The 24,094-nt window shown below is 36.7% G+C and carries 17 protein-coding genes, 1 rRNA gene, 8 pseudogenes and 1 riboswitch; of the genes and pseudogenes, 15 read left to right on the top strand and 11 right to left on the bottom strand.

All coding sequences use genetic code 11. The features are described from left to right. Positions 1-145 precede the first annotated feature (145 nt). Complete coding sequence (gene nadX, locus ABU914_RS12630; protein ID WP_379670084.1) at positions 146-778, top strand: aspartate dehydrogenase; 633 nt, start codon at positions 146-148, stop codon at positions 776-778. Positions 779-1,026: 248 nt separating this feature from the next. After that, a pseudogene (locus ABU914_RS12625) lies at positions 1,027-1,627 on the top strand (alpha/beta hydrolase). A gap of 11 nt (positions 1,628-1,638) precedes the next feature. Here ABU914_RS12625 and dinB read toward each other — a convergent pair. The 3 genes from dinB to ABU914_RS12610 all read right to left on the bottom strand — a co-directional run bounded on the left by dinB (position 1,639) and on the right by ABU914_RS12610 (position 3,853). Next, on the bottom strand, positions 1,639-2,736 hold the full coding sequence (dinB, locus tag ABU914_RS12620; protein WP_379670083.1) for a DNA polymerase IV: 1,098 nt from the start codon (positions 2,734-2,736) through the stop codon (positions 1,639-1,641). Positions 2,737-2,828: 92 nt separating this feature from the next. Next, a complete protein-coding gene (locus ABU914_RS12615) occupies positions 2,829-3,149 on the bottom strand; it encodes a hypothetical protein (protein WP_379670082.1) in 321 nt (106 codons plus the stop codon). 386 nt (positions 3,150-3,535) lie between these two features. Next, on the bottom strand, positions 3,536-3,853 hold the full coding sequence (locus tag ABU914_RS12610) for a thioredoxin family protein (protein WP_379670081.1): 318 nt from the start codon (positions 3,851-3,853) through the stop codon (positions 3,536-3,538). A gap of 173 nt (positions 3,854-4,026) precedes the next feature. Here ABU914_RS12610 and ABU914_RS12605 point away from each other — a divergent pair, with 173 nt between their 5' ends. The 5 genes and pseudogenes from ABU914_RS12605 to guaA all read left to right on the top strand — a co-directional run. Then, positions 4,027-4,185 carry a YfhE family protein gene (locus ABU914_RS12605; RefSeq protein ID WP_379670080.1) on the top strand — a complete coding sequence of 53 codons (159 nt, stop codon included), beginning with the start codon at positions 4,027-4,029 and terminating at the stop codon, positions 4,183-4,185. Between the two features lie 354 nt (positions 4,186-4,539). Further along, positions 4,540-5,508: an AAA family ATPase gene (locus ABU914_RS12600; RefSeq protein ID WP_379670079.1), complete on the top strand. Its 969-nt coding sequence runs from the start codon at positions 4,540-4,542 to the stop codon at positions 5,506-5,508. Between the two features lie 2 nt (positions 5,509-5,510). Continuing rightward, entirely contained in the window at positions 5,511-6,674 is a 1,164-nt protein-coding gene (locus ABU914_RS12595; protein ID WP_379670091.1) for a DUF58 domain-containing protein, read from the top strand. Positions 6,675-6,680: 6 nt separating this feature from the next. After that, a complete protein-coding gene (locus ABU914_RS12590; protein ID WP_379670078.1) occupies positions 6,681-8,837 on the top strand; it encodes a transglutaminase TgpA family protein in 2,157 nt (718 codons plus the stop codon). A gap of 69 nt (positions 8,838-8,906) precedes the next feature. Then, a pseudogene (guaA, locus tag ABU914_RS12585) lies at positions 8,907-9,851 on the top strand (glutamine-hydrolyzing GMP synthase); the annotation flags it as partial. Between the two features lie 67 nt (positions 9,852-9,918). On the opposite strand, the pseudogene ABU914_RS12580 reads toward guaA, so the two are convergent. The 5 genes and pseudogenes from ABU914_RS12580 to ABU914_RS12560 form a co-directional block, all read right to left on the bottom strand. Beyond that, positions 9,919-10,257: pseudogene (locus tag ABU914_RS12580) on the bottom strand (tyrosine-type recombinase/integrase); the annotation flags it as partial. Then, a pseudogene (locus ABU914_RS12575) lies at positions 10,238-10,429 on the bottom strand (sigma-70 family RNA polymerase sigma factor); the annotation flags it as partial. The pseudogenes ABU914_RS12575 and ABU914_RS12580, both read right to left, overlap by 20 nt. 322 nt (positions 10,430-10,751) lie before the next feature. Then, positions 10,752-11,609 (bottom strand): 23S ribosomal RNA methyltransferase Erm, encoded by an 858-nt coding sequence (gene erm, locus ABU914_RS12570; protein ID WP_379670077.1) that lies wholly within the window; start codon positions 11,607-11,609, stop codon positions 10,752-10,754. Between the two features lie 601 nt (positions 11,610-12,210). Then, positions 12,211-13,414, bottom strand: a pseudogene (locus ABU914_RS12565) (UPF0236 family transposase-like protein). A 145-nt stretch (positions 13,415-13,559) separates the two neighbouring features. Further along, positions 13,560-14,267 (bottom strand): annotated as a pseudogene (locus tag ABU914_RS12560) (conjugal transfer protein). A gap of 373 nt (positions 14,268-14,640) precedes the next feature. On the opposite strand from ABU914_RS12560, the pseudogene ABU914_RS12555 reads away from it, so the two are divergent. Continuing rightward, positions 14,641-14,841 (top strand): annotated as a pseudogene (locus tag ABU914_RS12555) (transposase); the annotation flags it as partial. Positions 14,842-15,113: 272 nt separating this feature from the next. On the opposite strand, the gene ABU914_RS12550 reads toward ABU914_RS12555, so the two are convergent. After that, positions 15,114-16,007 carry a DMT family transporter gene (locus tag ABU914_RS12550; RefSeq protein ID WP_379670076.1) on the bottom strand — a complete coding sequence of 298 codons (894 nt, stop codon included), beginning with the start codon at positions 16,005-16,007 and terminating at the stop codon, positions 15,114-15,116. 600 nt (positions 16,008-16,607) lie between these two features. Further along, positions 16,608-16,709: riboswitch (purine riboswitch) on the top strand. Between the two features lie 145 nt (positions 16,710-16,854). On the opposite strand from ABU914_RS12550, the gene ABU914_RS12545 reads away from it, so the two are divergent. From ABU914_RS12545 to ABU914_RS12520, 6 genes and pseudogenes are all read left to right on the top strand, one after another. Continuing rightward, positions 16,855-18,180 carry an NCS2 family permease gene (locus ABU914_RS12545; protein ID WP_379670075.1) on the top strand — a complete coding sequence of 442 codons (1,326 nt, stop codon included), beginning with the start codon at positions 16,855-16,857 and terminating at the stop codon, positions 18,178-18,180. A 163-nt stretch (positions 18,181-18,343) separates the two neighbouring features. After that, positions 18,344-18,466, top strand: a complete 123-nt coding sequence (locus ABU914_RS12540) for a hypothetical protein (protein WP_379670074.1) — start codon at positions 18,344-18,346, stop codon at positions 18,464-18,466. Positions 18,467-18,557: 91 nt separating this feature from the next. Further along, positions 18,558-18,667 (top strand): 5S ribosomal RNA (rrf, locus tag ABU914_RS12535). A 518-nt stretch (positions 18,668-19,185) separates the two neighbouring features. Continuing rightward, complete coding sequence (locus ABU914_RS12530) at positions 19,186-19,743, top strand: hypothetical protein (RefSeq protein ID WP_379670073.1); 558 nt, start codon at positions 19,186-19,188, stop codon at positions 19,741-19,743. Between the two features lie 63 nt (positions 19,744-19,806). Continuing rightward, on the top strand, positions 19,807-20,352 hold the full coding sequence (locus ABU914_RS12525; protein WP_379670072.1) for a hypothetical protein: 546 nt from the start codon (positions 19,807-19,809) through the stop codon (positions 20,350-20,352). Positions 20,353-20,510: 158 nt separating this feature from the next. Then, positions 20,511-20,648, top strand: a pseudogene (locus ABU914_RS12520) (IS110 family transposase); the annotation flags it as partial. Positions 20,649-20,783: 135 nt separating this feature from the next. Here the strand turns inward: ABU914_RS12520 and nadA are convergent. Next, a complete protein-coding gene (gene nadA, locus ABU914_RS12515) occupies positions 20,784-21,899 on the bottom strand; it encodes a quinolinate synthase NadA (protein WP_379670071.1) in 1,116 nt (371 codons plus the stop codon). Between the two features lie 14 nt (positions 21,900-21,913). Beyond that, entirely contained in the window at positions 21,914-22,741 is an 828-nt protein-coding gene (nadC, locus tag ABU914_RS12510) for a carboxylating nicotinate-nucleotide diphosphorylase (RefSeq protein WP_379670070.1), read from the bottom strand. A gap of 116 nt (positions 22,742-22,857) precedes the next feature. On the opposite strand from nadC, the gene ABU914_RS12505 reads away from it, so the two are divergent. Next, on the top strand, positions 22,858-23,985 hold the full coding sequence (locus ABU914_RS12505) for an IscS subfamily cysteine desulfurase (protein ID WP_379670069.1): 1,128 nt from the start codon (positions 22,858-22,860) through the stop codon (positions 23,983-23,985). The last annotated feature ends 109 nt before the right edge of the window (positions 23,986-24,094 follow it).

Here is a 24,094-nt window from a genome sequence, read left to right as displayed (position 1 = left end):
ACTAGGTTTAATCGGTTGTGGTACGCTCGGGACATTTTTACTTAAAAAATAAATATAGAAAATGCATTAGACTCCATTGAATTTATTTCAATTTTTGATGAACGTGAAAAATCGGTAGCGACGTAAATTTGAGAAGGTGTACGATGTGAATGCGTTTCGAGATATTGATGAATTTCTGCAATCTGGTATTGATGTCGTTGTCGAATGTGCTAATCGTGAAGTTGTTTTACAATATGCTCCGCGAATGATCACAAAAAAAAATTTACTTATCTTTAGTATCGGTGCGTTCGTTGATCCTAATTTTTATAGCGAATTACAACAAATGGCTTCGGAAAATATGCGGAAATTAATTTTGCCTTCGGGGGCGATCGGTGGACTCGATGTTATAAAAGCGGCAAAGCTATCTGGTGGTCTGGAAGAGGTAACGATTACGACGAGGAAACCCGCGTCATCATTAACAGAAGTTGAAATGACCGAAAAAACAGTGATTTTTAATGGACGAGCGACAGATGCGATTCATAAGTTTCCAAAAAATGTTAACGTCGCAATCATTTTGTCATTGGTGGGCTTAGGGACTGACGAGACGAAAGTACAAGTAATCGCAGATCCATCGATTGATAAAAATAAGCATACGATTTACGTTCGTGGTGACTTCGGAGCATGTACGGTCGAAATTGAAAATTTGGCGATGCCTAGCAATCCGAAGACGAGCTATTTAACTGGACTGAGTATACTCGCTTCAATAAAAGCACTAGTAGATCCTATCGTTATCGGATAAAGAGTGTTCTTTAACAAACAAGTTTTCGTACATGAAATGTTTGATGAAACCCAATGCTTAGAAGGCGTTTTCACGATTCCTATTTATCGTTTAGATTACATCTAAACAGAAAAAGTGAAGATGTTTGAGGCTAGTACGTTCTGTTCGATACGTAATGGTTAGGTCGTTGACATAAACTCAGGTAAATAAGTAAGGAGGAATAGGCGAAAATAATGAAGCCTAAACATAATATACGAAGGAGAATAACGATGAAACATTTATTTATAAAAGGAAAAGTTTCCGGGAAACGAACGTTGTTACTGCTTCATGGCACAGGGGAAAATGAGCGAGATATGCATGCTCCCACTAGCAGAAGTCATCGATAACGATGCTTCGATATTAAGCGTTCGCGGCAACGTATTAGAAAATGGTATACCACGCTTCTTCGAAAGGCTAGCAGAAGGGGTTTTTGATGAAGAAGATTCGATTTACCGAACGAATTTCTTGATGAAGCGGTAAAAACGTATGGATTTGCTCGCGAAAATTTGATTGCGATCGGTTACCCCAATGGCGCGAACATCTTAGCAAGTTTGTTATTTCATAATGAAGATGCGTTAGAAGGAGCCATTCTTCATCATCCAATGGTGGCACGAAAAGGAATCAAACTGTCTAACTTAGCCGAAAAAGAAAATTTTCATTGGCGCAGGAAAAATGATCCTATTTGTTCTCTTGAGGAATCAAGAGAACTCTAAGCGTTATTTGAAGCAGCGGATGCAAATGTCAGACTTTATTGGGTACGTATGGGTCACCAATTAACGATGAACGAAGTACAAGATGCGGCTGTGGTATCAGCGTCAAAACTTTGGATAAATCAATGTTTTTTAGAACAGTTTCAGTTGTTCGTACACTTTAATATTTGCTTTTTTCCTTCTGCTTGTTTGTGCCGATGCTAGTTCAGTCGTCGTGACACCGAGCAAGCGAACAGATTGATCTTCTAAGTTAAATTCATGTAGCAATTTTTCAGCATAGTGAAAGATTGTCGTTTTGTCATTCGTATAATTGTCGAGTGTCATTCGACGAGTTCGCTGAGAAAAATCAGCAAACTTTACTTTCACGACGATGCATTTTCCGACGAGTTGTTGAGCTTGTAACCTTTCGCTAACGTTTTCTGATAAACGTTCGATGATGGGCAGCATGTCATGAATGTTACTTATATTTTCTCGCAACGTCGTTTCTTTTCCGAGAGATTTCCGTTTTCGGTTCGGATTGACACGCCGTTCGTCGACCCCGCGAACATTTTGGTAAAGAGTTCGTCCTCGTTCTTGAAATTCTCTAATAAGTGTCTCCTCACTTAATTGGCGCAAATCTTTTCCGTTTTTTACACCTAATTGAAGAAATTTCTCCTCTGTCACTTTTCCAACGCCGAAGAAATCACCGATTGGAATGTTGTCGATAAACGCATCTGCATTTTCAGGCGTAACGACTGTTAGGCCGTTCGGTTTTTGATAGCCAGAAGCAACCTTTGCTAAAAATTTATTGTATGAAACACCAGCGGATGCGGTTAACTTCGTTTCAGCAAAAATTCGTTTTTTAATTTGTTTTGCGATGAGTGTTGCTGAGTTTATGCCCACTTTATTTTCTGTCACGTCCAAATATGCTTCATCGAGGGCAAGGGGCTCGACAAGATCGGTAAACGATAGAAAAATTTGCATAATTTGTTTTGAAACTGCACGATATTTTTCCATGTTTGTTTTAATAAAAATGGCGTGCGGGCATTTTCGTTTTGCAATCGATGACGGCATGGCGGAATGAATGCCGTATTTGCGAGCTTCATAGGAACACGTTGCGACGACACCTCGGGAATTCGGAAGCCCACCGACGATGACAGGTTTCCCTTTTAATTTTGGATCGTCCCTTTGCTCGACAGCAGCGAAAAACGCATCCATATCAACGTGAATAATTTTGCGTGTCGCTTGCATTTTTGTCACTCTCCATTACTTAATAACGTGTCGACCGCCTGTCATAGCGTTCGATGTTTTCCCCGTACCAGTGTGAATGACTGGGACTAGTTTTACTTTATTCGTTTTATTGTTTGCAGTGCCAATGGTAAATCTTCATATATCATTTTTTGTACGATTTCTAACTTAGCACGATGTTGGGGTTGTAATAGTTCTTCAGAAGGTTCTCCAGCAGTTACATGAGCATACGTTTTTCCTTCAAACGCGCTAATGTACCACATTTCATCATCCCTATCTTGCTTTACAATCATACCGTTCAACACGATAAGACTAAACACATTTTGTTTAATCGATTTATCTGGTGTATAGAAAAAGTCGATCGTATAATCAACACGAGGGTTTCCGCTCGACCAGTTGCCAATTTCAGCCGTCATGAAATCCTCCGAGTCATGAGGTACGTCAAACGTGAAACCGATTTGTTCATTTATATATCGACCATTGTGAATGAGACCCGCAATCATTTCACTGCCATTTTGCATCTCATATCGAAAAGTCTAAAATAATAGGTAGGATTAAAAAAGATTATGATTTAAAATTCCTTTGTTTCCGAGATAGTTTGGTGCAAAATTGCAAGAACAAAAAGAGATCCGAATTTGCCCCCTTCTGCATGCTTAGTATTAGGCAATACATTAGTGAATGGAGAGCGGTACAGCATAACGTTGCGACAAACGATAAAAAACCCGATCATTTGTATGATTGCATTCGTGTCAAATATGAACAAAATGAAATAAAAAAACAGCATGAATGCTGTTTTTATCGCTTATGCAGAAAGTGACTGAATGAAATCTTCAATCTCTTGTTTTGTTTTTCGCTCTTTGCTTACGAAGCGTCCAAGTTCTTTTCCCTCTTCAAAGCCGATAAAGCTAGGAATTCCGAAAATATCTAATTCTTTACATAGATCGATAAATTTATCTCTGTCAACGAATACAAACTCATAGTCAGAGTATTTTTCTACAACTTCAGGCATAAAAGGTTCAATGACACGGCAATCAGGGCACCAATCTGCCGAAAAAAGAAAAATATGCTTCCCATTGTTTTTTAATTGCTCAAATTGTTCCATTGACTCAAGTTTTTTCATCATTTCTACCTCCGATGTCGTTCAGTATACATAACATTGTAGAGGTGTGATGTCATATTTTCAATAAATTAAGCTTAATTTTTCGATGAGGGGTAGTAGGGATGTTCGCTTAAAATGTTTGAAAAGCTTTTCGAAAGGAAAGACTAATTTCAAATTCGAAAGGAGCGAATGTGATGAAAGGGAAAGAGCGACCACATGAAATGTTTAAAGAAAAGTACAATGGGTTAAGTTCAACACAGAAAGTCCTTTATACGAGTGAATTTAAACGAGCAGACAAGGCGGCATATCGTCAAGAACAACAGAAAAAAGAAAACGACAGCTTAAAGATGTAATGAACAACAAACCGTTTCCTAAAAAAAGGAGACGGTTTTCTTTATATGAATGACACATTATGGTAATGAAATTTTTTAGCATTTAAAAGACGTACGTTATTTTGTTGAAATGTTGTATGATTGCCGTCGACTCATAAGGGTAATTTGTAATATTTCCTGGGAAATAGATAAATGCAACGGGCATTTTGTCGTTTCATCTTATCATTATGGCAACTTTTTTCAACTCTACTTTTTAGTCATTGAAACGATGATCATTAGTAAATGGATATTTACGTTCCAACCGTTTAGACATTATTTTTGTTATACTAGTTTAATAATAAAGTACGCTTGCTTATTGAGACAGGGGGAAAAATCGTGAGCTATAGTTTTGCTTTCGAGTCAAATCATCCGTTAATCGAAAAAATAATAACGAATGTTGAAAAGGTTATTGTCGGAAAACGTGAACCGATTGAATTAAGTTTGACAGCACTTTTAGCTGAAGGGCATGTTTTGCTAGAAGATGTGCCTGGGGTCGGAAAGACGTTGCTTGTAAAGACAATAGCGAAATCGGTCAGTGCTGAGTTTAGTCGGATTCAGTTTACACCAGATTTGTTGCCTTCTGATTTAACAGGTCTTTCAATTTATAATGAAAAAGAGCAAGCTTTCATATATAAGGAAGGTCCTCTAATGGGACATATCATTTTAGCAGACGAAATTAATCGTACATCGCCGAAGACGCAGTCTGCATTACTTGAAGGGATGGAAGAAGGTAATGTAACGGTTGACGGAACGACGCATGAGTTGTACTCTCCGTTTTTTGTGATGGCAACGCAAAATCCAATTGAATATGAAGGAACGTATCCGCTCCCAGAAGCTCAACTTGACCGTTTTCTTTTAAAGCTCGACATCGGTTATCCAAGTGAAGAAGAAGAACTTGAAGTATTAAATCGCTTTGAAAAAAGTGAACCTTTCGATGAAGTTGAACCTGTCATTTCTCTGTCTGAACTTGTTCAAATGCAAAAAGAAGTGAAGGATGTGTTTGTCGAACCAGAAGTGAAACGATATATCGTCGAATTAGTGAATGAAACGAGGCACCATCCGTTTATTTCGCTCGGTGTAAGTCCGCGTGGAACATTGCTTTTGCTGAGTGCGGTGAAAAGTTATGCGTACATTCGGGGGCGTGATTACGTCATACCAGATGATGTTAAATATTTAGCTCCATTCGTTTGCTCGCATCGAATGATGATGAGTCAAGAAGCGATATTCGCAGGAAAACAGGCAGTCGATATCATTCGCGAGTTATGTGAAAAAATAGCAGTTCCTGTAAAGAGGTCAAAATTTTGATTGTGAAGCGAACGATAAAGTGGTTGTTTTCCATCGTTTTAATTGTAATGATGTATGCTTATGCCATGTTTCAAGGCGGGTTTGTCAGTTGGTTTCTTTTTTACAGTGTTGTTCCACTTATCATGTACGCTTTTGTGATCGGAATTTTTCCATTAAAAACGATTAAGTTGAAACGAATTTTCCCGGTTGAACCGAAGCAAGCGGGACAGTCGCTACAAGTGACGATCGAAATAAAAAAATCTTTTTTCCCTTTGTTTTACCTTATTATTAAAGAACAGTTTTCAGAGAAGTTAAACAGTCAACTTGCTAATAAATCAAGTGCTAAAGCGATTTTTTTTCCTCTCTTTAAGCGCAATATGACGTATACGTACACGCTCCCTTCATTGCCGCGAGGAGAACACACGTTTAGTGGGGTTATCGTTAAAACGGGGGATTTATTTGGCTTTATTCAGAAACAAGTCGAATATGATCTTGAACAAACGTTATTAGTCTATCCGCGAATTGAAACGATAAACTGGAAGTCTAGTAGTCGAGGAGTTAGCGGAAATACTTTTCTTTCAAAAAATAGGGTTCAAGATGTGTCGACTGTTGTTGGGATTCGTGACTATGTTCCCGGTGATCGGTTAACATGGATCGATTGGAAAACGACAGCGAAAAGAAATAAATTAGTGACCAAACAGTTTGAACAACGTGTAACAGAAGAGACGCTTCTATTTTTGGACGACAGTAAAGATAGCTATACGGCAACGGATCTCGATCTGTTCGAGAAAGTGGTCACTGTAACTGCATCGCTCGTTTCCGTCATTGAACGAAGCGGACATCCTTTTGTAATCGCAGGATTTTCAAAAATGAAACATGGAGTTGACGAACGGAACGGTCACCATGTTTACAAAATGTTGGCCAAAGTAGAAGCGAAGCGAGAGACATCTTTTGCTGAATTTGTAAAAAGTGTTCTTATGCACGACCAAAAAAGGGTTCGCGTCGTTTTCATATCCGCATATGTTTCTGATGAGCTCTTAAAGCTATTGAATCGATTAGCGAGTCAACACACTCATGTTGATTTCTATTATGTAATGCGTGATATGAACAACGAACTTCCCATCTTGCGACAGATACAAGCAACAGGGGCAGTCGTACATACAGTATTGAAAAAGAAAGGCGAGTGACGGAACATGAAGATTGTAAAAAGCGAGCATCTTAATCTTTATTCACTTGTCTTATTTTGTCTTGGACTTTTGTTATTTTGGGAATGGCTGCGCCCGCTTCATGAGGTTATTCCTGCTGCATCGGTATCACTTTTAATTTTGTTTTCTGCGCTCGTTTTCTTGTTTTCGTATGTTCATATTACCGCCATTATTTCCATTCCGCTCTATGTCGTTAGTATACTATTTATCATTCATTCTGCTCATTTCGAGCAATCGATTTTTGATCTGCAATGGATCGTAGTGTTTTTTTCACATATTGTTCATCTTGTCCAAGCACTTTTATCAGGACAATTTTATGAGATTAGCGATGTTGCGCGGACGTTTTTATTTTTGCTTCTTTTTTGTTTAGTCGGTTATTTAATGCGGCAATGGCTTCTGCAACGGCGAAATGTATTTCCGTTTATTTTTATGACTGTCGTGTACGTAACCGTTATCGATACGTTTACACCGTACGACGCTTCATTAGCGATCATTCGAGTTGTTGTTATCGGCTTTGTGTTAATCGGTATGCTTCAAGTCGTAAAAATTAATGAACGCGAAGGATTTTACGGACGCACGCAAATTCCTTTTTCGTGGATTGCGTTCGTGTTTATTATGATTGTATCTGCTTTAATTATCGGTATAACCGCTCCGAAATCTGAACCACAATGGGCAGATCCGGTTCCTTTTTTAAAAGGAGCAACAGGTTTTGATAATGAAGAAACAATGACAAGTCCGATAAAAAAGCTTGGCTATGGTGAAGATGACGAACAGCTTGGAGGTCCGTTTCAGCTAGACACGACTCCAGTTTTTTATGCGGACATCGAAACGGTTCATTATTGGCGTGCAGAGACGAAAGATTTTTATACTGGAAAAGGTTGGGAAGCATCGAACGGTGTTTTGCAACCATTTACAGGTGAACTGTCAACACCATTATATGAAGAAAATGTGAGACTTGATGAGAAAGAAGCAATGATTGAAATGACTCGATTTCAACAATTTTCTTTTCTTTTTTATGAAGGACAGCCGACAGATATTGTTGTGAACGGAAGCGCACTTCCGTTGTTTGAAAATACGCTTACAGGTCAAGTATCGACACAAACTGAAGTCGTTCAAAATTATTCTTTTGAATATGAGTACCCGATTTTTTCAATTGAAGAGTTGAAAAGCAGTGATCGTCACTCGTATCCGTCAAATATTGAACGATACTATTTACAGTTGCCAGATTCATTGCCGGATCGTGTGAAAAATCTTGCTGAAGAGGTGACGAAAGATTTTGAGACTGCTTATGAAAAAGCGAAAGCGATTGAGTTTTATTTTACCGGTAATGGATACGCGTATGAAACGAGAAATGTGGCGATACCAGGTCGTGACGATGATTACGTCGATCAATTTTTATTCGAGACGAAACAAGGCTATTGTGATAACTTCTCGTCTTCGATGGTTGTCATGCTAAGAAGTATTGGCATCCCGGCAAGATGGGTGAAAGGATTTACGGGTGGAGAATTTCAAGAAATGCTCGGTGATGGCAAGCGTCGACATTTAATTACAAATGAAAATGCTCATTCATGGGTAGAAGCGTATTTCCCAGGTTCTGGATGGGTTCCGTTTGAACCGACGAGAGGATTTGTGAATCCATTTCAATTCGTATCAACACTTAATGATGAAAGCACTGTTTCAGAACAAGAAACGGGGCAACGCGAACGCAATGAACAGAATCAAATGGATGAAAAAAATGAAACAACGAAGCAAATGACATCGCCGTTTTTCTTAAAACTAAATGTAAAATGGCTTATTATTAGTTTAATCGGTGTCGCAAGTGTTGTTTTTATCGTAATTAAATCGCATCGCCGAATTGCGAAGCGATGGGTGTTGTATCGGCTTGCAAATAAATCGTTCGATATTCATTTTGACGAATGGTATACGAAATTGCTTTGGTTATTAAATGTCTATCGTTTTTCACGTAAGCGAGAACAAACATTGCGTGAATTTGCGCAAGAAGTTGATGAAAAACTGGCGATTGACAGCATGTTGATTTTGACGAAAGCGTATGAAGAAAACGTATATTCAAATCAAGCTCAAACTGTACGAAACAATGATTTACAAAAACATTGGCAAATTGTCATAAATAAGCTCTCATATTGACCGTATCTGTAGCCATTGATAGAATAAACGCATTATGAACGAATCGTAGAAGAGGTGGAATGAATGCGTAATGTTAGGCAATTTATTGAAACTGAATTGAAAAATATACGTGAAACAGTCGGGGATAAGAAAGTGATTTGTGCTTTAAGTGGTGGCGTTGATTCATCCGTAGCCGCAGCTTTAATTCATAAGGCGATTGGTGACCAACTCACTTGTATTTTCGTTGACCATGGATTGCTTCGTAAAAATGAAGCGGACAGTGTCATGAAACTATTTCACGGACAGCTTGAAATGAATATTATTAAAGTTGATGCACAAACACGCTTTTTAAATAAACTTCGTGGTGTAACTGATCCGGAGGAAAAACGGAAAATAATCGGGAATGAGTTTATTTACGTGTTTGAAGAAGAGGCGAATAAACTTGAGAACATTGATTTTTTAGCTCAAGGAACGATTTATGCTGACGTTGTTGAAAGTGGGGCAGGTGATGCGAAGCTTGTAAAGTCACACCATAATGTCGGTGGACTTCCAGAGCGAATGAAATTGAAATTACTTGAACCTTTAAAAACATTGTACAAAGATGAAGTGAGACAAGTTGGTCTCGAACTCGGCATTTCCGAAGAGCTCGTATGGCGCCAACCATTTCCTGGTCCAGGTTTAGGAATCCGAATTATCGGGGATATTACCGAAGAAAAGCTAGAAATTGTACGTGAATCCGATGCGATTTTACGTGAAGAAATAAAAAATGCTGGACTTGAACGAAAGATTTGGCAATATTTTACCGTACTTACAAATATTCGTAGTGTTGGCATGACCGATTTAGCCCGGACGTATGATTATACGGTAGGCATACGTGCCGTTCATTCAACGGATGGAATGACATCAAATTGGGCGCGAATCCCGTTTGATGTTTTGGAGAAAATTTCTGAGCGAATTGTGAAAGAAGTTCTTCATGTCAATCGTGTCGTTTATGATATTACGACAAAACCACCAGCGACCATAGAGTGGGAGTAGTTGTCGGAGAGCTAGAAACCTTTGTGTATCAAGGGTTTTTGGCTCTTTTTAATTTTCCATTGCACTTTTATTGCACTTTTTGTTTTTGCTTTCTTAAATAGTCTACAGTGAATTGATTTTTCGGTGAGGAATCATAGTTTTGTTCTGCTTGCCTGAATGTTATGATTCCATTTAGTTTGTTAGCCACTTCAAAGTTACTATTAGGATAAAGATGTCCGTATGTTCCTAAAGTCGTTTCGATGTCTTCATGTCCTAAACGGTCTTTAATGATGAGTGGGTTTTCTCCCATACTTATAAGTAACGAAGCATGAGAGTGATGTAATCCATGAATTCTGATACGATGAATGCCGGCCAACTTGGCATAGCGTTCAATAGCATATGCTAGCGTATGTTTTTGTGTAGGAATCAATAGTAGAAAACTGATTGACAAGATGTTCTCCTGCATTAGAGAAGGAAACTTCTTGTTTTGAAATTCTTGATAGATATTTGAGATAATCTTTCCGTTCATCTTCTATCGCACGCTTACAAATGTAATCAAACTGGTTTTCTATGGTAGTTTGAAAAGAAGTTGGTCTCATTTTTCTCACCCCTTTTTGTGATGAAGAGAAGTGAGCGATGCTCTTTTGTCTCCCTTTGTAATTAGTCCCGACGCGAAAGGGATGTTTGTTGCATTTTTAGTAAAAAACTTATAAATCTTTTTCATTAACAAAAAACACATAAATAGATTGTTCAATCTGCTTATGTGTTGTAATTATTCGTTCTATATGCTCTAAAAAAATACGTATATAAGCGTTTTGTCTAAGGTAAACGAAAATATTTGTTAGAAAACAAACACTGTTGACTAATAATATATTGCATGACGACTACCTCCTAGAAGCCGTCAACTTTTTAGAAAAAACTTCAAAAATGGTTTAACTTAGCTTTTTTTATCTTTGGCCATTTGATTTTTGGAACATGTTTCTCCATTGTTTCAAATATAAATCCCCATTGCTGTTCTGATAAATTCGCAACCGTAACCTCATTCTTTATTCGAAGACCCCTTTTTAAATGCTTAATTTGAGGTGGTGTAAATACACCTCTTAATGCTAAATCAATAGACAATTGGGGATTTTTCAGCACATAATCGACCAAACCCCAAAAGATTAAATAATCATTATACGGTACAATCGGTTTAGCTTTTCTATTTATTGTAATCATTGCGGAATCAACTCTTGGTGGTGGAGAGAAATTCTTTCTTGAAATCCCTTTAACATACCGAATATCAAACCACATTCTCCAAGCAATTATATATGGATCTTTCACAAAATTTGACGTGAATCTTTTGGCTGCTCCTTTTTCCATTACAATAACTCCCCTTTGAACACCGCTTGAAGGTTTATTAAGAAGCATTTTCATAATCGGTGTTGTAATGGCATATGGAATATTCGAAACAACTACAAAAGGCTCTCGGGGTAACGAAATTTTTAAAATGTCTTGCTGGATTATCACTGTGTTTTTCATTTCAAGTTGTTGTAATTTCTTTATAAACTTTTGGTCGTATTCAACAGCGAGAACCTTTCTTGCTCGATTACTTAAAACGTTAGTAATTGCTCCTTTACCAGCTCCCAATTCTAATACAAGATCACCCTCTGAAATGTGAGCAATGTTTACAATATCTTTTATCAAGCTTTTGTTATGAATCAGATGTTGTCCGCTAAAGTTGGGAGGATTTCCATTGCTAAATTTTCTGTTTTGACACTTTTTCCTTCTTTTTGTCATTATTCAAGCTTTCCTTTCTTAATTTGACTTTTCGGCTCTGAACGCAAAAAAACCACAGACATAGGCGTCTGTGGCTTCCAGTAAACGGAATCAATTATATTGCGTAAGACAAAAAGAAATTGTGCATATTTAAAAAACTAAACAGCAAAAAAAGCTTTCTTTAGTTTAAAAAGCTAAATCAATTACTCAAACATTATAAAAGGAAAGATTGAATAGTCAGTCTTTCCTTTTATTAACAAAATATTTTAATGAAGATTGTTAAAAATGAGCAGACTTATCCCGTTTACTCTGTAAGCGAAAACAGAGCCTTCGAACGTATTAAATTACCAGTTCAAAGCACGGAAATAATAATTCCACTCATAATTTTCAACAACCCTCCTTAGTTTAATAAATACAGTATATACTGTAGCATTATCTATAGATAATTTCAATGAAAAACAATTTTGAGTATGTGTCAAGTTTTTCTCGGTCGTGTTATTACACCAATATTTCCAGGACTCTATTTTTGTACGCTTATTCCAGCTACCGCGCTATCGCTTGCTACCCTAGTCATTTACGTTACGTTCTAAAAAGCAAGAACCTAACGCAAATGACTAGGTGACTAACTGATTAACTTATACAATCTTCCTATCGCAGATGAATGAGCTGCATTAACACTTATTGTACCCTGTTTTGCACCAATTGAGGGACGTGTTTGTTGACGCAATATGTCTGACATACGAATTGATTTCTTAATGGCACATTGTTTTCTTTTGCTTCTTTTTTGCGATGCTAAATAGACTTCTCTAAGAGTCCTATTCAAAATGCCTTGTTTTACCTTCACCATTGCTTCAGCACCTTCCTCACTCCAATGCATGCCTCTTTTTTTCATGCGAAAAGAAATATGTCTTTGATTGGATTCCATTGCTCCTAGCCTTCTTGCGTCTTCTGGTGAATGATCTATTCTTTCACGCCAATCACGAACAAACTCCCAATGGTTTAGGATATATGTACGAAACTCATTTACTTTTTCAATCTTTTTCTCATCTTCCAATGTGCTTTCATATGTATCAAGCCATAACTTAAACTCTTCCATATTATAAGATTTAATCGCTTTTTTGACCGTCTGTTTATATTTATTCTTTTTCCAACCAAAGGTACGATTTAACGCTTGACCGATATGATAAGCATCTAATTGATGTATAAGAGGTTGTTCAGCCTGAGAATAAGCTTCCTTAAACTTATCACTGGAATATCCTGCACCACCATCACTATTTGAAATAATTTGTGTATGTTCCAATGAATATTCATACGAACTAAATGCTTGTAACCATTTCCTTATCTGCATCTGCTTGTGTTTTTCCCACACGTCTCAAAATACTACCAACCGTTGTATGACTTAGATCTACCGCTGTCCACTCTTTTAAAATACGTGCTGATTCACGATAATCACTTTTACTAGCCAACTCTGCCACTTTAACCTCAACTAGTGGGCTATGCCTTTGACGTTTCCTAAACCCCAACCACTCATCTAAAGGATATCTAGGATCGCCATTTTTATCGTACATAAGCGTGCGGTTATAACGGACTTCTCCAAAGATAAACTGAATTCCTTTTTCATCATTTCTTTCTACTTTCCAATTTTCATCTTGTTTCTGTTCTTTGATTACTTGATTTACTTGACTGAACACTTCGCCAACAAGTGAAGAAAAGGTTTCATGCATTAGTATCTGAAGTTGTTCCTCAAATTCGATTAAGTTGTTTGTTTCCTTTAATAATTCATAAATTCTTGGTATAATATGTTCCACGAGAAGGCCTCTTTTCATAATGTATTTGCCTGCAAAGCATACATTTTATGATAGAGTGCCTTCTCTTTTTTTGCTAGGAAAATATATCCGAAATATCCCCGAGTAAAATATTACACATATTATTTAAAACCATGTCATTTTTAAATGAAGCTATATTGATTTATTATTTAATAACCATCCAATTTGTATCTTTTTCTAACGTGAGTATATATTGTGAAAACTGTGTGGCTTTTGTCGCTTCGTCAATATATTTAACAGTTACCCATACTTTTATTTGATGATCTACTGTCTGAAATACTGGATGGACAAGCTCTGAAAATAAATAATCCTTACCGATCGGTGGTAAGGCATTTTTTTTCACATAATAAGCAAGTTCTTTATCTGTGGCAGTCGGATAAAACGTAAAAAATGTCTCCAAAAACTCTGTCACTTCTTGCACCGTATCAGAATCAACTGTTCCATTGTTTTCAGGTTGTTGTGGTTCATAATCTGATCTATTCGGTATGCTCCATAAGGTAGGATTTTGAATAATCACCAAGTTCCCTAACTTATCTTGATGAAGTAAAATTCGATAGGTGGAACGAATTCATTGGCTATTTTTACCTTCTGTGATTTTTTGTTCTACCGAAAAAACAACCGCATAGGTATCTTCATCACCCTGTAATACCGACCAAATGTTTATATTACCTACACTGGAACTGGTCGAAATATCGTTTCTTACGGTATCTACATTTAAAGCTTGCAATTCTTCTGTCAAGTAGTCATTTATCTTTTCCGCGCGTTGTTCAATGGAATCTTTTTCGTTTTGCCAAGTATAGTAGTCTTTCACAAAATTTTTCGTGAAACTTTTGATCGCATTCGTGTCTATCATTTTGGTTTCGATGATTTCTCTTTCATGAACGGTATGCTGATCAATCGCTGTAAACTTTATAGGGTTTTTAGGACTGATCTATTGATCGTGGCACACTTTGATATTTAGTCTTAAATAATTTAATCTGTGTATCTTCACTCGTTTCTAAACGGATGAAGCTACTCAATTTGTTCCTAAAATAGCTCGTATCTCTTTGTGACTTGTTCTGTTGATTTTTACTATACTAATAATAGAGATTCTATTGGAATGTCTTAAAGATTACGTAAAATACTTTGTGTAAAGGTCTCTTCAATAAAAAAATTGGTAGGGTATCCTCAGAATTGTCCACATCCCATAGAAATGAGAACCCTACTTATTATGTCATCGAGTATAGAAGTATCCAAGAGAAGCGTCCTCTTGGAAGAATGATCTGCCTGTATTGCTTACGTTTTTAAAAAATCCATTCTCGATTCGAAGTGTCATTTATACGACGAATTAGATAGAGCGAACAGTTAAAGAGATTCGCTAAAGACTAAGACTAATGAACGGTTTGCCAGACATTAAAGCTGCTGAGAAAATTGTCTATCTAACCGTTTAAGGCATCAATGAGAAATGGTCTGAATGAAAACTTCGTGGTTTTGCAAGTGTTTACAAGACATGTTCAGGGTATAAGCAACGTTAATACATGTTAAAAAATTCGAAGAACCTGTCAAAGGGACTCGTAATGCACTTCGCTCTTGAAAGAACTTTTAACTTTTTTTATATAGTTGATAAGCTTGCTTAAGCAACATTATATTGACAGTTCTAGAAAGATCCCTACTGACTTACACAAAATTCTTGATGGTACTGAAAAATCGTAAATTGCTTTTATGTATTATTCACTGAAGTATCTTTTGAAATCAGTAAAATTGATATAATTACTAATAGAATACCTAATATGTGCGATAGTAAAATTGCCTCTTTTAAAACGATAAAGGATAGTAATACTGCACTAACTGGTAAAACACTTGTAAATACGCCTGCTGAACTTGCTTGGATTTTTGATAATCCCTCATACATTAACAGAAAAGCAAGTACAGTTACTACGATTCCAAAATATAAAATATTCATCCAATCAAATAAATGTACAGATGAAAAATCAAAGTGTTTTGCTTCATAAACCGCAAAGGGAAAAAACATAATAACTCCAAAAACACTCATCATTGTTGAAATTGTAAGTGGAGACATTCTATCAGAAACATACTTTCCTAAAGTGATAAAAAGTGTTTCTCCGATTACTGCTCCAAATATTAAAAAGTTTCCGTACAATGAATTAATATTCTGGGATGCCCCACCTACAATATTAATTGATAATACACCTAAAACAGCCAATATAATACCTACTATTTTTCTAAATGACAACTTTTCTTTCAAAAATAAATAAGAAGCAACGCCTACAAAAGCTGGAAGGGTACTAGTAATAATTCCCGCTTTAATAGCTGTCGTAAATTTTAATCCATAAAGCATAAATATATTAAATAAAAACACTCCAGCTAATGCCTGTATAAAAAGAATAATAAAATCTTTCAATTTTATAGATGGAAAACGATTTTCTCTAATTAATAAGATGGGAATTAAAATAATTGTTGCAACTACAAACCTTAACTCTGATGCTAAAAAAACAGGAAAACTTGATACAATCAATTTCCCAGCCACTACTGAACTACCAACTATTGCCATTGCCAACGTGATTTGTAAATAAGCATTTACCGTTTGACTCAAACAGTCTCCTCCAAACTAGTTTATTCGATTTTTAAAAATATAATCTAGTGCTGTTATAAAAAAGTGATACGCAACATGTAATTTTCAACGATACTAATGGAAATTTATAAGAATTGGAGTTAAATATTTCTCTAATAAAGGTCCGAATAAAAACAGAGTAACGATAATAAACAATAGAGTCAACTGTTTCATTAAAATTTCTCCCTTCTATTTATTTAGATTTTGAACACTTTTATGTTAACTAAGTTTATCTCTTAGGCTTAGGATTACTAAGAAACTAATGACGTTTAAATTTTCAGGAGTCATTGCATATAGTGGTTGAGACTAAGGGTGAAATTTCCTGTTTTTTGAAACTAGGGATGATAGATTAGGTACCCGAAAGTAAATGTGATGGCTAATGGAAGAGCAAATTTTTTCAATGAATAGACTGTCAGATTTGCAATGCAATTAAAGGTAAGATAACAACCATCCTTGATAAAAAAGGTTTAAAAGTGAAAAATGGAAAACACCCCAAAAAAGACCGAAAATTAACTTAAAATTAAATAACAATGTTCGTGTTTTTATTGACACTCAAATTGGGGCTTGTTAAAATTAAATTCGACAAAAAGATAGTAAGTTCGTCGTATAATCTCAGGAATATGGCCTGAAAGTTTCTACCAAGCTACCGTAAATTGCTTGACTACGATGATTGAAATGCAAAGAAGAAATTTCTATCTTCTTTCCTTATTCATTGTATTCTGCACTCCTAAATAGCTTGTAAGGGGTGCTTTTTTAATTTAATTGAATGTTCAATAGGGTGCGGATAATAATTCTACTTTATTTGAACACAATATTAAGGAGGAACATGATGAAACGCTTTTTTATGTTTGATGAGCTAGGTACGAACTACCGCCGCGAAATCGTCGGTGGGGTTACGACGTTTTTAGCGATGGCTTACATTCTTTTCGTGAACCCGTCAATTTTATCTTTAGAAACGATACCTGATTTACCAGAAGGAACAGGTATGGATAAAGGCGCAGTCTTTACAGCAACAGCAATTGCTGCGGCAGTCGGTACATTGTTTATGGGAATTATCGCAAGATATCCAATTGCATTGGCGCCTGGCATGGGATTGAATGCGTTTTTCGCATTTACTGTTGTACTTACGATGGGGATCCCTTGGGAAACAGCATTAGCAGGTGTTCTCGTCTCAGGAATCATTTTTATCTTTTTAACATTAAGTGGTGTTCGTGAAAAAGTAATCAATGCAATTCCGGCGCAATTAAAATATGCGATCGGTGCAGGGATTGGTTTATTTATCGCATTTGTTGGCTTTCAAAATGCGGGTATCATTATTAGTGATGAAGCAGTGCTCGTCGGTCTCGGTGATTTAACGAGCGGCGCAACGTTACTCGCTATTTTTGGTGTAGCAATAACTGTGATTTTCCTCGTCCTAGGAATTAAAAGTGGTGTTTTCCTCGGGATGATCGTAACTGCTCTCGTTGGGATTATTTTTGGAGTTATTGATAAACCTGATGCAATTGTCGGATCTGTTCCGTCATTAGCGCCAACGTTTGGTGTAGCTTTTTCTCATCTTGGTGACATCTTTACAATTGAGATGCTCGTTGTTATTTTAACGTTTCTATTCGTAGACTTTTTTGATACAGCAGGAACGCTTGTCGCGGTTGCGAACCAAGCAGGGCTTTTAAAGGATAATAAGCTTCCGCGTGCTGGAAAAGCGTTATTCGCGGATTCATCAGCAACGGTTGTCGGTGCGGCTCTTGGGACGTCAACGACGACATCATTCGTCGAATCCGCTTCAGGGGTGGCTGCAGGTGCACGGTCTGGGTTTGCATCTGTCGTTACGGCAATTTTATTTTTACTAGCACTGTTTTTCTCGCCGTTACTTGCGATCGTTACGCCATCCGTTACAGCTCCAGCACTAATAATTGTTGGTATTATGATGGTATCCTCGTTGAAAAATATTGAGTGGGATCGATTTGAAATTGCAGTTCCTGCTTTCTTTACTGTATTAATGATGCCGCTAGGCTATAGTATTGCAACAGGAATTGCTGTTGGTTTTCTCTTTTATCCGATTACGATGATTGCAAAAGGTCGTACCAAAGAAATTCATCCTGTCATGTACGGATTTTTTGTCATATTTCTGCTTTATTTCATATTCTTGGCAAACTAATCTATTTTTGAGGGCATTATACATGCCCTCTTTATGATCGATTGTATCGGTTCTTCATATCAACAAAATTCTTTGTATAAATTGTAAGAAGTTTGGTTTAAGATGAAATAATAACTATGGTATGCTTGAAGTAAACCTTTAAAGGGAAAAGGCAGGGAAAAAAGTGGAACAGAAAAATCAAAAGAAACAGGGACTATTTGCAAAGATTGTGATTATCGCATTGCTCATTCTCGTCACATATGTAACAGGATACTACGTTTGGGCAGCGATTGATTTTTACTTATAAAAAAAGGTTGAATTTTTTAACATCCTTTAGTATGATATGTACTGTAATCAAGATTCAACAAGTTATGTTGGAGAACAATTGCATACAATTGTCTAGTGACGATAGCGAAGAGGTCACACCCGTTCCCATGCCGAACACGGAAGTTAAGCTCTTCAGCGCTGATGATAATGGGTTTCCCGTGAGAGTAGGGCGTTGCTAGGCATTAATAAAAGCAGCGAAATTTTTTTCGTTGCTTTTTCTTTTGTGTGAGGCATGTTGCGAGGGTTGAGAGGAACAAGAAGTTCAAGGAAACTAGGGAGTGAAGAATAGAGCGTATGAAATACACGAGTATCTGAAAGAGTGCAGTTGACGCAGAAATTCGCAGTTCATCGCAAGCTGTAGTTCGAATACAAATGTTTAGTTTTCTTGTACTGATTAAAAATCACCACGTCTATGGTGTCAGCACATCGGGTGCTAGTCCGTAAGACTAGCGCTAGGCATTAAAAAAGCAGTCTTAAATGATAATATCCCTTTTGTGTTTTTTTCTTGCAGGAGGGATTTTTCATGGAAATTAAAGGATTCAAATATGAAAAGGTTTTAATGCTAATTAGACCTAGAGGCATAGATATATCTTATCGTTCAATAGTTATAAAGCAGCAAAAAACAGTAATAATATTGAAACTCTACCATTTTTATGTTAACTTGGCTTTTCGAATACTTACATGTGAGGAGGCATCATGATGAAGAAATTTTTGCTAACTTTTTTTATAATAGTTATAAGTAGTGCTCTATTAGTAGCATGTGGTGGGGAAGAGGTTGAAGAAACACCAAATGAAGTTATACATACGGAAGACAATGAAGATGTGGACAAAGACTCAAAAGAGGATGAAAGTAATATTGAAAATGATGAGACATCTGAGATCGATGAATATGTAAGAGAATATAATGAAGAAATTCTTAATTCAGATGAAGTTCGATTAGTCTTAAAAGAAATTAGAAAACAAGATGGAAATATGATGAATAGAGGGTATTACTTAGATTTTGAAGTTGAAAATAAGTTAGATATTGATGTCATTGTAAAGTCTATCAAAGAGTCTGCTGATGGTAAAATGATCGATGATATGGTGCAGTTCGTTGAAACGATTGAAGCTAATAGCACGAGAAATGTTGAGATGAAAATTTTAAGCTATCAGACCGATTTACCTGATATAACTGAAGTGATTAAAATGGTAATAGTCGTATTAGAAGAGGAAAAAGCAACCGAAATAAATGAATATGACGCAGAGATTCATATTTAATACTAGTCATGAAGTAGTTGATTACTCAATAAATGAACGATATAGATATGAGGAGATGTAAACATGAAAAAATTTTTACTGAGCTGTATAGCTTTTTTAATGGCTATTTTTATAACTGCATGTGGAGATGATAAAGAAGGGGCTGGCGCTGACACGACGGATATAAGTACCGAAGAGAATAGCCAAGATGAGACTGAGCAGGATAATGAAGAAGATATTGGCGAACATGACTTCGAAAAAGAATTTGATGAAGTCATTTATGATTCAGATGAGATTGCAGTTGTTTTGAAAAAGATTAGACGAGAAAGTTTTTGGGATCTTAGAGAAAGGGAATCGTATTATATAAATGTAGAAATAGAAAATAAACTGGATACCGACATTGCATTTTGGTATGAGGAAAGTGAAGCAGATGGTGAAGAAATTCATGCTGTTATTAGGGATACTGTGAACGCTAAGACAAAAGTAGATTCTGTCATTAAGATCGAAGATTCATGGGATGAGCCATTACCGCTTATTGAAGACTATTTAGAAGTCAACATTAAAGTTGTAGAAGAAGATGGTGGCGGGGATTTTGGCATCCATACACTAAGATTTGATTTTAACTTTTAAGTACTCACTCAAAAGGCCATGACTTACTAACGAGTAAATCATGGCTTTTTTTAGTGCATTCCTGTAATGAAGAAAAAATCTCCATTGGTATAGTACACGGTGTCATTGTAATCACCCCGAAATTTATACATAATAGAGGACTGTATAGAGGACTGTAAATGAATAATATGCAAAACAAGAAAATCTCGCAAATCATATCGATAACTTTAATTATTGGCATTGATATCGCAAAGGACAAACATGTCACACATGTACAAGATAAACGAGGCATTCTGATCGTTGAAAATCAAATCTATGTTTTGGGACATGAATGCCATCGGAAGTATAACAATAAAGCCATGTGATTAGCATGTTCGGGATAAATCGGTATATATCTAATTAGGTTGTGTATTGATTAATTTATTTCCAAATATTGAGTCCTATTTGTTTGTTTACGCTCTTTCAAGCATTCGATTTAGCGCGAGAATCGCATCGTTCGTCGTTTTTTCATCTACTTTAATTTCATGAATATATTTTTCAGTTTCAATTGATTCCAATGACCATAACAAGTGTGGTAAATCAATGCGGTTCATCGTCATACATGGACAAAGGTGTGGATTTAATGACACGATCTCTTTATCAGGATGCTCATGAATCAAGCGTTGTACGAGATTCATTTCTGTACCTATGGCCCATTTACTTCCAGCCGGAGCTTCTTCGATTGTTTTGATAATGTAGCTCGTTGAACCTGCGTAATCTGATGCTGCAACGGTTTCAAACGGACATTCCGGGTGAACAAGAACATGGGCAGTTGGCATGTCTTCCCGAATTTGTTTTACATGTTCAACGGTAAAATTTTCATGTACGGAACAGTGTCCTTTCCATAAAATGATTTGTGCGTCTTGAATATCCCCATCAAATTCAAATGCGTGTGTTATCGGATTCCAGACGGCCATTTTTTCGAGCGGAATTCCGAGTTCAAACGAAACATTCCGACCTAAATGTTGGTCAGGTAGAAATAAAATACGCTCTTTCTGTGTTAGTGCCCATTCGATCATATTTTTCGCATTCGATGACGTAACCGTAGCGCCGCCACGTCTGCCAACGAAAGCTTTGATTGCTGCTGTTGAATTGACGTACGTGAGGGGAATCATCGTGTCTCCGAACGTATCCATTAATACTTCCCAACATCGTTCAGTTTGTTGGATATTAGCCATGTCTGCTAAAGAACATCCAGCACGCATGTCTGGAAGCAACACTTTTTGCGCATCTTTAGTTAACATATCAGCCGTTTCCGCCATAAAGTGAACCCCACAAAACACGATGACTTCAGCCTCTTTATTTTGTTCACAAAGTTGGGCAAGCTGTAAGGAGTCTCCTGTCGCATCTGCAAATTTTACGACTTCGTCTTTTTGATAATGGTGGGCTGGAATGAATAATCGCTTACCCAATTTTTCTTTTACTGCGAGGACACGCTTTTCCATTTCTTCAACTGATAAATTTTTATAGTGTTCTGGAATTGTAATAGTAGTTGTTTGAGTTTTTAATTGTTCTAAAATATTTACCATGATTTAGTCTCCTTTTACATATTTAAACTAATGTCAATCGCTTTTGCGGAATGGGTAATAAAACCTAAAGAGATGTAATCGACATCTGTATGCTTATATGCTGGCAGAGAATCTAACGTAATATTTCCGGATGCTTCCGTTACGATATTTTCTGGTACGAGCTTTATAAGGTCATTGATTTCTTCTGGTGAACGATTGTCGAACATAATTATATCGACCCCTGCTTCAACAGCTTCACGAACTTGTTCTTCCGTTTCAGTTTCAACTTCGATTTTTACCATATGTCCTAGCTTTTGTCTGATGCGATTTACGGCAGTCGTAATTGAGCCAGAAAAATCGATATGATTATCTTTAATTAAAACACCATCGCTTAAGCCGAGGCGATGGTTATATCCGCCTCCACACGTTACAGCATATTTTTCAAGCATTCGCAAGCCAGGTGTCGTTTTTCTTGTATCGCAAATACGCGTATAAGGATTGTCTAGAACGTTTACTGCTTTTAAAGTGAGTGTTGCAATCCCACTCATTCGTTGCAATAGATTTAATATGACTCTTTCTCCCATTAGTAAATGTCTTATCGGACCGCTAATAGTGGCGATTACTTCCCCTGCTTTTACAAACTCTCCATCCTTTTTTGAAAGGGACACGTTGATTTCAGCGTTTAATAGAGAATAGGCAATTTGAATGATGCTACTACCAGCTAACACACCGGCTTCTTTCATGTAAAACTGAGCTTCTCCTTTTTTGCTTAGTGGAAAAATAGTATCACTCGTAATATCACCCGCTCCAATATCTTCAAGTAAAAACCGCTCGACCTGCTTTTTTAACAACAATGGATTCATTTAGAAAAACTCCTCGAAAATTTTTATCCCTTGACATCTATATTGACATATAATATTACTGATGACAAGACACTTATCTTTACTATATATTATGATTGAGAAAGGATCATGATGTCATGATTTATTTAGATTACGCGGCAACAACACCGATGAGCGAGGAAGCGCTTGACGCTTATACGGAAGCAGCAAAAAAATTTTATGGCAACCCGAGCAGTTTACACGATATCGGATCAGAGGCTGAAAATATGTTAGAAGTGTGTCGTACTCAATTAGCACATATGATAAATGGAGAAGCTGAAGGGGTATATTTTACGAGTGGAGGAACGGAATCAAATATTCTTGCAATTCGCTCGTTAGTGACAGCCCATAAATACAAAGGTAACCACATCATTACGACAAAAGTTGAGCATTCATCTCTTTATCAACTTTTCAAATTGTTAGAAACAGAAGGATTTGAGGTTACTTATTTAGGTGTTGATGAAGAAGGACAAATTGATATGGGTGAGCTGAAGGCTACTATACGCGATGATACGATACTTGCTTCCATTCATCATGTCAATTCAGAAATTGGCACGATTCAACGACTACATGAGATCGGTGAGCTTCTTGAAGAAGAAGGAGTATTATTTCATAGTGATTGTGTTCAATCTTTCGGAAAATTAGCGATTGATGTTAAAAAGTATAAGCTCGATAGTTTGTCAGTTTCCAGCCATAAATTATATGGGCCAAAAGGGGTCGGGATGTGTTATATTAATCCGATTATTCGGTGGGCTATGCAATTGCCGAACACAACGCATGAAAGAGGTTTTCGACCTGGAACAGTGAATGTACCAGGTGTCGTATCATTTACAATGGTGGCCCAATTGGCTATGAAAAACATAGCAGAAAATTTCGAACGTGAAAGTATGTTAAGGAATCGCTTTTTATTTGGAATTAAAAAAATAGACTATGAAATTAATGTCGAAGGACATTCAATAGAACAGCTTCCAAGCATTATCGGCTTATCGATTTCAGGAATACAAGGTCAATATATGATGCTAGAATTCAACCGCCACGGGATTGCAATTTCAACAGGCAGTGCTTGCCAAGTCGGTCAGCAGGAACCTTCGCGTACGATGCTTGCACTCGGCAAAACAGACGATGAAGCGAAGCAATTCATCCGAATTTCATTCGGTCGGTTCACGGATGAACGTCATATTGAGAAAGCTATTTCTGTTCTAAAAAACATCATTAAGCAATTTTAATTTTCATATGATTAGAATTGGACCAGTGGTGATGTATTTCGCAAGTGAAAAGTGATCCACTTCGCAATTTAATTTTGATCCACTTGATTGGTTTCAAAATTGATCCATT

The sequence above is a fragment of the Pueribacillus sp. YX66 genome, assembly GCF_041725775.1.
Classification (GTDB): Bacteria; Bacillota; Bacilli; order Bacillales; family UBA6769; genus Pueribacillus.
Note: the sequence above shows the minus strand (reverse complement) of the source record. Positions and strands in the feature narration are given on the sequence as shown.